The organism is Micromonospora sp. 4G55 (genome assembly GCF_016803375.1).
Genome location: NZ_JAEVHN010000268.1, coordinates 1 through 7,994 on the forward strand (window position 1 = coordinate 1; position 7,994 = coordinate 7,994).

Sequence of the window (7,994 nt, forward strand, 5' to 3'; positions counted from 1 at the left end):
GGTGCCGGCACCGCTGCCGGTGGCGGCGGCCGCGTCGTCCCCGCCGGCGTCCGGCATCTGCTCCGGCGCGGGAGTCGCCCCGGCACCGGTCACGGCTTGTTCGCCCATGTGCAACCCTCCAACATGTCGCTGAGGGCGGCCTTCTCGGCGCTCGTCACCGTCAGCCGCCAGTGATGCTTGACCGTCACCCAGCTCTCCGCGTACTTGCACCAGTACGACCGGTTCGCCGGTTTCCACTGCGACGGGTCCTGGTCACCCTTTGCCCGGTTGGAGGTCGCGGAAACCGCGATGAGCTGCGGTCGGGTCAGATCATTGGCGAAGTCGCCGCGCTTGGCGTCGTCCCACTCGTTCGCCCCCGAGCGCCACGCGTTGGCCAGCGGCACCATGTGGTCGACGTCCACGTCGGAGGGATCGGTGAAGGTGCGCCCGTCGTAGACGCTCTCCCAGTGGCCGGCGACCACGTTGCAGCCGGAGAGGCGGATGTCCTCCCCGTCGCGCTTGAGCACGCTGTCCCGGACGTCGCAGTTGGTGCCGGTGTCCCGCCAGTGCGGGAACCGCTCGCGGCTGTAGCCCCGCATCGAGCCCGCCTTGGCGACGGTCAGCTCGGCCAGCTGTTCACCGACGTTGCCGGCGCTGCTCGGCGGCGCCTCCGGCTCGTCGAGCGAGACCTCGCAACCGCCCACGCCGAGGGCGAGCACCGCGGCGAGCGCGACGGCCACCGTTCCACGGGCTCCTGATCTGGTACGCACAGACGACACCTCTCCAGCTTGCGGGCTCCCGGCGATCCCGCACAGTACCCGGGGACGGTTTCGGCGTTTCTTTGGAATCTCCCATGCGGCGCGGGCAGATTGGTACCCATGACCGCACCCCCTCACGCGCTCCGGCTCCGCAGCAGCGCGGGTCGGGGCACGCTGCTGGCGGCGATCCTCGCCTCCGGCATGGTCTTCCTGGACAGCACGGTGGTCAACGTGGCACTGCCCCGGCTCGGCGCCGAACTCGAGGCGACCGTCGCGGGTCTGCAGTGGACGGTCAACGGCTACCTGCTGACCCTGGCCGCGTTCGTGCTGCTCGGTGGGGCGTTGGGCGACCGCTTCGGCCGGCGCCGCGTCTTCCTGCTCGGGGTGGTCGTGTTCGCCGTCACCTCCGTCCTCTGCGGCCTGGCCCAGGACACCGGCTGGCTGGTCGCCGCCCGGTTCCTCCAGGGCGCCGGCGGGGCGCTGCTCACCCCCGGCTCGCTCTCCGTGCTCCAGTCGAGCTTCCACCCCGACGACCGGGGCCGGGCCATCGGCGCCTGGTCCGGGCTGGCCGGCGTGACCACCGCGCTCGGCCCCTTCATCGGTGGCTGGCTGATCGACGCGCTCTCCTGGCGGTGGATCTTCTTCATCAACCTCCCGCTGGCGGTCGCGGTGATCCTGGCCGCGCTGCGCTGGGTGCCGGAGAGCCGCGACGAGGACGCCTCGCGCAGCGGGGGGAAACGGTTCGACGTGACCGGGGCGTTGCTCGGCGCGCTCGGCCTGGCCGGCGTCACGTACGCCCTGATCGACGCCCCGGCGCGGGGCCCGCGCTCACTGCCGGTGCTGCTGGCCGCGCTGGTCGGCGTCCTCGGCGCGGTGGCCTTCGTGCTGGTGGAGCGACGCCGGGGGGAGGCGGCGATGCTGCCCACCGGGCTGTTCACCAGCCGCCTCTTCTCGGCGCTCAACCTGTTCACCGTGGTGGTCTACGCGGCGCTCGGCGGCTTCACCTTCTTCTTCGCCGTCTACCTGCAGAACGTCGTCGGTTGGTCGGCGGTCCGCACCGGGCTGGCCACCGTCCCGATGACCCTGCTGCTGCTGGTCGGCTCGGCCCGGGCCGGCGCCCTGTCGGCGCGGATCGGCCCCCGGCTGCCGCTGACCGTCGGCCCGGTGATCGCCGCCGCGGGTTTGCTGCTGCTGCGCCGGGTCGGTCCGGGCTCGTCGTACTGGGTGGACGTGCTGCCCGGGGTGCTTCTCTTCGGGCTTGGGCTGACGCTGGTGGTGGCGCCGTTGACCGCGTCGGTGCTGGCCGCCGTCGCGGACCGGTTCGCCGGGGTGGCGAGCGGCTTCAACAACGCCGCGTCCCGGGTGGGCGGCCTGCTCGCGGTGGCCGCGCTGCCGCTGCTGGTCGGCCTCTCCGGCGGCGGGTACGAGCAGCGGGCCGAGCTGACCCACGCGTACCGGGGGGCACTGGCCTGGTGCGCCGGGCTGCTGCTGGCCGGCGCGGTGACGGCCGGCCTGCTCGTGCACCGGCCGCCCCGGCAGGCCCCGCCGGCGTAGCCGGGCCCTCGCTGCCGCCTCACCCACCGGACCGGTTGCTACGGTCGGCGGATGGACGATCATGACGACCGGCTGCACTACCGGCTGCTGACCGGGCCGGACGACGCCGACTTCTGCCGTCGGGTCAGCGAGGCGCTGGCCGACGGCTACCGGCTGCACGGCTCCCCGGCCATCACCTTCGACGGCGAGCGGGTGGTCGTCGCCCAGGCGGTGGTGCTCGGTGACGGCTGGTCGGCCGGGGTCACCCCGGTCTGACCGGGTGCGTGCGGCAGGGCCCGGCCGGAGCCGGACCCTGCCGTGGCGCCTCAGTCGCGCGCGCGGTTGACCGCGCTGGTGACCGCCTTCACCGAGGCGGTGACGATGTTGGCGTCCATCCCGACGCCCCAGACCGTCCGACCGTCGACGTCGCACTCGACGTACGCGGCGGCCTGCGCGTCACCACCGGAGGAGAGCGCGTGCTCGTGGTAGTCGAGCACGCGTACCGCCACGCCGACCGACTGGAGCGCATTGACGTACGCGTCGATCGGGCCGTTGCCGACTGCGGCGAGCGCGCGGCGCTCCCCGCCGAGTTCCACCTCGGCCTCGATCTCGACCTTGCCGTCGACGGTGCCGATCGTGTAGCCGGACAGCATGACGGCCGGATCGCTCTGGTGGTCGAGCAGATAGTGCCGGGCGAAGATCTCCCACATGGTGCCCGGGTCGACCTCGCCGCCGTCGTGGTCGGTGACCTGCTGGACCACCCCGGAGAACTCGATCTGGAGCCGGCGCGGCAGGTCGAGCTGGTGCTCGCTCTTCATGATGTACGCGACGCCGCCCTTGCCGGACTGCGAGTTGACCCGGATGACCGCCTCGTAGGTGCGGCCCAGGTCCTTCGGGTCGATCGGCAGGTAGGGCACCGCCCACTGCTGCTGGTCGACCGGGACCCCGGCGGCGGCCGCGTCGGCGGTCAGGGCGTCGAAGCCCTTCTTGATGGCGTCCTGGTGGGAGCCGGAGAAGGCGGTGTAGACCAGGTCGCCCGCGTACGGGTGGCGCTCGTGCACCGGCAGTTGGTTGCAGTACTCGACGGCCCGCTTGACCTCGTCGATGTTCGAGAAGTCGATCATCGGGTCGATGCCCTGGGAGAACAGGTTGAGGCCCAGCGTCACCAGGTCCACGTTGCCGGTGCGCTCGCCGTTGCCGAACAGGCAGCCCTCGATCCGGTCGGCGCCGGACAGCAGGCCCAGCTCGGCGGCGGCCACCCCGGTGCCCCGGTCGTTGTGCGGGTGCAGGCTCAGCACCAGGCTGTCCCGCCGGGGCAGGTGCCGGTGCATCCACTCGATCGAGTCGGCGTACACGTTCGGCATGGCCATCTCGACGGTGGCCGGCAGGTTCACGATCAGCTTGCGGTCGGGGGTCGGGTCGACCACCTCGATGACCTTCGCGCAGACCTCCAGCGCGTACTCCAGCTCGGTGCCCGTGTACGACTCCGGCGAGTACTCGTAGTGGATCTCGGTGTCCGGGGTGTGGATCTCGGCGTACTTCTGGCAGAGCCGCGCGCCCTGGGTGGCGATGTCGGTGATGCCGTCGCGGTCCAGCCCGAAGACCACCCGGCGCTGGAGCGTCGAGGTGGAGTTGTAGAAGTGCACGATCGCCCGCCGCGCGCCGCGCAGCGACTCGAAGGTCCGGTCGATCAGGTGCTCCCGGCACTGGGTGAGCACCTGGATGGTGACGTCCTCCGGGACCAGGTCCTGCTCGATCAGCTGCCGGACGAAGTCGAAGTCGGTCTGGCTGGCCGAGGGGAAGCCGACCTCGATCTCCTTGTACCCCATCTGCACCAGCAGCTGGAACATCCGGCGCTTGCGCTCCGGGGACATCGGGTCGATCAGGGCCTGGTTGCCGTCGCGCAGGTCGACCGCGCACCAGCGCGGCGCGACGTCGACGTGCCGGGTCGGCCAGGCGCGGTCCGGCAGGTCGATCCGGAACTGCTGCTGGTACGGCTGGTAGCGGTGGAACGGCATCCGGCTGGGGCGCTGCCGGGCGATCGGATCGGTCTCGGCGTCAGTGGCGGGTTGTGCCATGGCGGAGTGCTCCCGTGGGTCATGTCGGGCGTCAGCAATCGGAAGGTGTCGGCGGGTGCCGGGCGACGATGCCCGGGCGGTGCCGAGGGGAAGTTCGGATGTGCTGGACGGCGCGGTTCGACTCCGCGACGAGGTGCCGGCCGGTCAGGCCTCGTCGCGGCGACCAAGGAGGAGGTACGCCTGCCACATGACAGGGTCACCCTACGTGGTGAGACGGGGGGTGGGAAGGCAGGTCCGGACTATGAGATCGGAGTCGCAGCTTCCGGTGCCGGCTCCGGGGCGGCGGCCTCGCCGAGGCGGGGGGTCCGCTCGGCCCAGGCGACCACCGGCACCACGGCCAACCCGATGATCACGAAGAGCGCCGCCGTCGGGTACCAGCCCCAACCGCCGGTGGCGACGCCGAGCGCGGTCAGCCCGGCCGGTGCGATCAGGTACTGCAACTGCGTGCCGAGCCGGAACGCCCCGACGTACGCCCCGCGCTGGGCGACCGGCGGCAGGGTGGCGGTCAGCCCCCAGGTGCCGGCCGACTCGATCAACTCGGCCACGATGAGCAGCGTCGCGGCGGCCACCAGCACCACCACCGTGAGCCCACCGCGGGTGAGCCCGGAGAGCGGCAGGACCAGGCAGAAACCGGCGATCAGCAGGGCGCCCCGGCGGGACGCCCGGGCCGCGCCGGAGGTGGTGTCGGCGCCCCGGCTGGCCCGTACCTGGAGCAGCACGATCAGGATGGTGTTCAGCAGCACCAGCCCGGCGATCACCGTCTTCGGAGCGTCGGTGTGGCTCAGGATCCACAACGGCATCACCGTCAGGTAGAGCGTCTGGTGCGCGGTGAGCAGCCCGGAGAGCAGGGACACCGCCATGAAGGGGCGGTCCCGGAGCACGGCCAGTCGGCTCATCGGCTCCGCCGGTCGGGCCACCTCGGGCAGCCGGGGCAGCCGGCGGACGAAGATCGCCGCGACCAGGAAGACCGCCGCGATGAACCAGACCATCCCCCGGTACGCCGCCATCGTGTCCACCGCGAGCACCACGCCGCTGATCACTGCCCCGAGGCCGAATCCGACGTTCAGCGACGAGCGCTGGTACGCCATCGCGGTGACCCGCTCGGCTGGCGGCAGCGCGTTGATCGAGTAGACCTGCCGGGCCGTCCCGGTGGCGGCGTCCACCGCTGCCAGCGCCACCACCACCGCGAGGAATCCGGCGAAACCGCCCACGAACGGGTACGCCGCGAAGAGCGCCGCGTCGAGCACTGCGCCGGCCATCCAGACCCGCTGCGGGCCGTACCGGTCGGTGAGCCCGCCGAGCGGCACGGTGCCGAGCAGCGACACCCCGGCAGCGATGGACAGGCCGAGCCCGACCTGGGTGGCGCTGAGCCCGAGCGCCCGGGTGAAGAAGACGGCGCTGCCGGCCTGGAAGAGGCCGCTGCCGAGCGCGAAGACCATCGCCTGCATGGCGAGGGCGCGGGTCAGGCCGGCGGGTGGCACGACGTGCTGGACGGCGGTGCGGATGGTGTCCCTGGTCCCCATGGCCGGTGAGCCAACCGTGCCCCCCGCTGACCGGTCGAGCCTTTTAGGCTGGGCCGAATTCTCGACGGGGGTGGAGGATGTCGCAGCTGCGGTTCGAGACGGCGGACGTCGCCGGGGTGCGGTTCGGCGTTTCTCCGGTGTGGGAGACGGTCTCCAGCCTGTGGGTGTTGCGGGACCCGATCCGCAACGCCCTGCACCTGCCCTGGATCGACCGGGCCCGGACGTTCGTCGCACGCCCGGAGGTGGCCGTCGCGGTGGGCCCCCTGCGGGAGCTGGCTCGCCCGCGTGCCTGGCTGCCCGACTTCCTCACGCCACCCCCGCCCGGCCCGGACGTCGAGTTCGAGGAGGGCCTCGAGCAGGTCAGGGCGACGCCGCCGGCGGTGGTGGTGCGGGACCTGCTGGCCACCACTCCGAAACGGCCGCTCGGTCCCTTTGGCGAGGCGCTGCGTACCGACCCGAAGGCCATGTTGCCGGCACTGGTCACCGCGCTGCGGGTCTGGCACGACGTGGCCATCGCCCCGGACTGGCCGAGGATGCGGGCGCTGCTGGAGGCGGACATCGCGCACCGGGGCAGCCAACTCGCCGAGGGCGGTGCCGGGCTGGCCCTCGCCGGGCTGCACCCCAGCGTGCGCTGGGCCGGTGACCGGGTGGTCAGCGACGACCCGTGGCGGCTCGACTTCCACCTGCGCGGTCGCGGTATCGCGTTGAACCCGGGGGTCTTCACGCCCCAGCGGGTGCTGTGGAACCTGCTGGAGGACTCGCCGCCCGGCGGGACGTACCCGGTGCGGGCGGTGGCCACCCTCTGGGAGACGGCCCCGGCGCGCCCGGCGACCCGCTGGCCCGGGTGATCGGGTCGGGCCGGGCGGCGCTGCTCCAGCTGCTCGACAGCGCGGCCACCACCAGCGACCTGGCCCGGCGGACCGGGATGTCGGCGGGGAACGTCTCCCAGCACCTGGCCGCGCTGCACGCCGCCGGGCTGGTCTCCCGGGTCCGGCAGGGGCGGCACGTGCTCTACCGGGGAACCGACGTGGCGGCGGTGCTGCTCCGGGCCAGCCGGGGAGAGTGACCCGCTCGGCCGCCGCGTCCGCTGCGCTCAGCGCAGCAGCAGGGCGTGCAGCGGGTGTCGGCGGCGCAGTGCGGTCTCTCGCCGGCGCAGCTCCTCGGGCAGGTCGAGCGGGTCGCCGAGTCGGCCCACCGCCACCACCACCAGCGGGCGTACGGGGGGCGCCAGGTCGAGGTCGGCGCAGAGCGCGGCGCGGTCGAAGCGGGTGAGCTGGTGCACGTACAGGCCGAGTGCGGTGGCCTGCACGGTGAGGTGGGCCATCGCCTGCCCCAGGTCGTACGCGGCCCGCTCCGGGTCGGTGCCGGCGTGCGCGCCCACCACCAGGGCGGCGGCGTGCCGGGCCCAGCGCTGGTCGGGTTCCGGGAGGCTGACCAGGGTTCGTTTCCAGGTCTCGTCGTCGCGGTGGCCCAGGGCGAACCGCCAGGGCTGGGCGTTGCCCGTCGAGGGGGCCCAGCGGGCGGCCTCCAGCAGCGAGGACGCCTCCTCCCCGGTCAGCTCGGCGGCCGGGTCGAAGGCCCGGGGACTCCAGCGGAAGGCGAGCAGCGGGGTGAGGTCGACCATGCGAAGAGCGTCCCGTATGGCCGATTCGCCCGGAGGAGCGGGTGGGGGCAAATGTGGTCAATCACACCCGTAACGCCGCGCCGGGTCACGACGTTTCCGCGCCCGCGCTGTCGCTCGGCTCGGGTGCCTCCAGGTCGAGCGGCTCGGCGTTCACCACCGGCCCGGCCAGCGGCACGGTGGCCGGCGCCGGCCCGGGCGGCGCGGCCAGGGTGAGCGTGCCGAGGGCGGCCCGGACGTAGGTGGGCGTCCCGTCCGGCTCGTAGCAGTAGATCCCGACGTCCAGCGCCGGGTTGAGCGAGGCGGAGGTGGTCTCCACCGCGTAGCAGGTGCCGGCCACGCCGGCCGGCGCGGTGGCGGGGGAGACCGCGAGCGGCGTGCGCCGGTCGGTGAGCACCTCCAGCCAGTCGGTGAACGGGTGCTGCACCCGGGGGTCCAGCCGGCGCGGCACCGCGTCGTCCCGGTCGCCGAGGCGGACGCAGCTGGCCGCCTCGGGGCGGCC

The 7,994-nt window shown here is 73.2% G+C and carries 8 protein-coding genes and 1 pseudogene; 4 read left to right on the forward strand and 5 right to left on the reverse strand.

From position 1 onward, the window contains the following. Positions 1–89: 89 nt before the first annotated feature. On the reverse strand, positions 90–749 hold the full coding sequence (locus tag JNW89_RS20745) for an HNH endonuclease family protein (RefSeq protein WP_154941296.1): 660 nt from the start codon (positions 747–749) through the stop codon (positions 90–92). A 108-nt stretch (positions 750–857) separates the two neighbouring features. Between JNW89_RS20745 and JNW89_RS20750 the strand changes: the two genes are divergently transcribed. Both JNW89_RS20750 and JNW89_RS20755 read left to right on the forward strand, forming a co-directional pair. Continuing rightward, the gene (locus tag JNW89_RS20750) at positions 858–2,291 is read left to right on the forward strand and encodes an MFS transporter (protein WP_238450166.1); all 1,434 of its coding nucleotides are present in this window, start codon (positions 858–860) and stop codon (positions 2,289–2,291) included. Between the two features lie 51 nt (positions 2,292–2,342). After that, the gene (locus JNW89_RS20755) at positions 2,343–2,546 is read left to right on the forward strand and encodes a DUF1737 domain-containing protein (RefSeq protein ID WP_238450167.1); all 204 of its coding nucleotides are present in this window, start codon (positions 2,343–2,345) and stop codon (positions 2,544–2,546) included. 50 nt (positions 2,547–2,596) lie between these two features. On the opposite strand, the gene leuA is transcribed toward JNW89_RS20755, so the two are convergent. Both leuA and JNW89_RS20765 read right to left on the reverse strand, forming a co-directional pair. Then, positions 2,597–4,348 (reverse strand): 2-isopropylmalate synthase, encoded by a 1,752-nt coding sequence (leuA, locus tag JNW89_RS20760; protein WP_238450168.1) that lies wholly within the window; start codon positions 4,346–4,348, stop codon positions 2,597–2,599. Between the two features lie 239 nt (positions 4,349–4,587). Continuing rightward, positions 4,588–5,871, reverse strand: coding sequence for an MFS transporter (locus JNW89_RS20765; protein ID WP_238450169.1), 1,284 nt, complete (start codon positions 5,869–5,871; stop codon positions 4,588–4,590). A 77-nt stretch (positions 5,872–5,948) separates the two neighbouring features. On the opposite strand from JNW89_RS20765, the gene JNW89_RS20770 reads away from it, so the two are divergent. Further along, positions 5,949–6,719: a transcriptional regulator gene (locus JNW89_RS20770; RefSeq protein ID WP_238450170.1), complete on the forward strand. Its 771-nt coding sequence runs from the start codon at positions 5,949–5,951 to the stop codon at positions 6,717–6,719. Beyond that, positions 6,716–6,937 carry a helix-turn-helix transcriptional regulator gene (locus JNW89_RS20775; RefSeq protein WP_238450171.1) on the forward strand — a complete coding sequence of 74 codons (222 nt, stop codon included), beginning with the start codon at positions 6,716–6,718 and terminating at the stop codon, positions 6,935–6,937. Before JNW89_RS20770 ends, JNW89_RS20775 begins: the two co-directional genes overlap by 4 nt. Positions 6,938–6,964: 27 nt before the next feature. On the opposite strand, the gene JNW89_RS20780 is transcribed toward JNW89_RS20775, so the two are convergent. Next, on the reverse strand, positions 6,965–7,495 hold the full coding sequence (locus JNW89_RS20780; protein ID WP_238450172.1) for a nitroreductase family protein: 531 nt from the start codon (positions 7,493–7,495) through the stop codon (positions 6,965–6,967). 85 nt (positions 7,496–7,580) lie between these two features. Further along, positions 7,581–7,994: pseudogene (locus JNW89_RS20785) on the reverse strand (hypothetical protein); the annotation flags it as partial.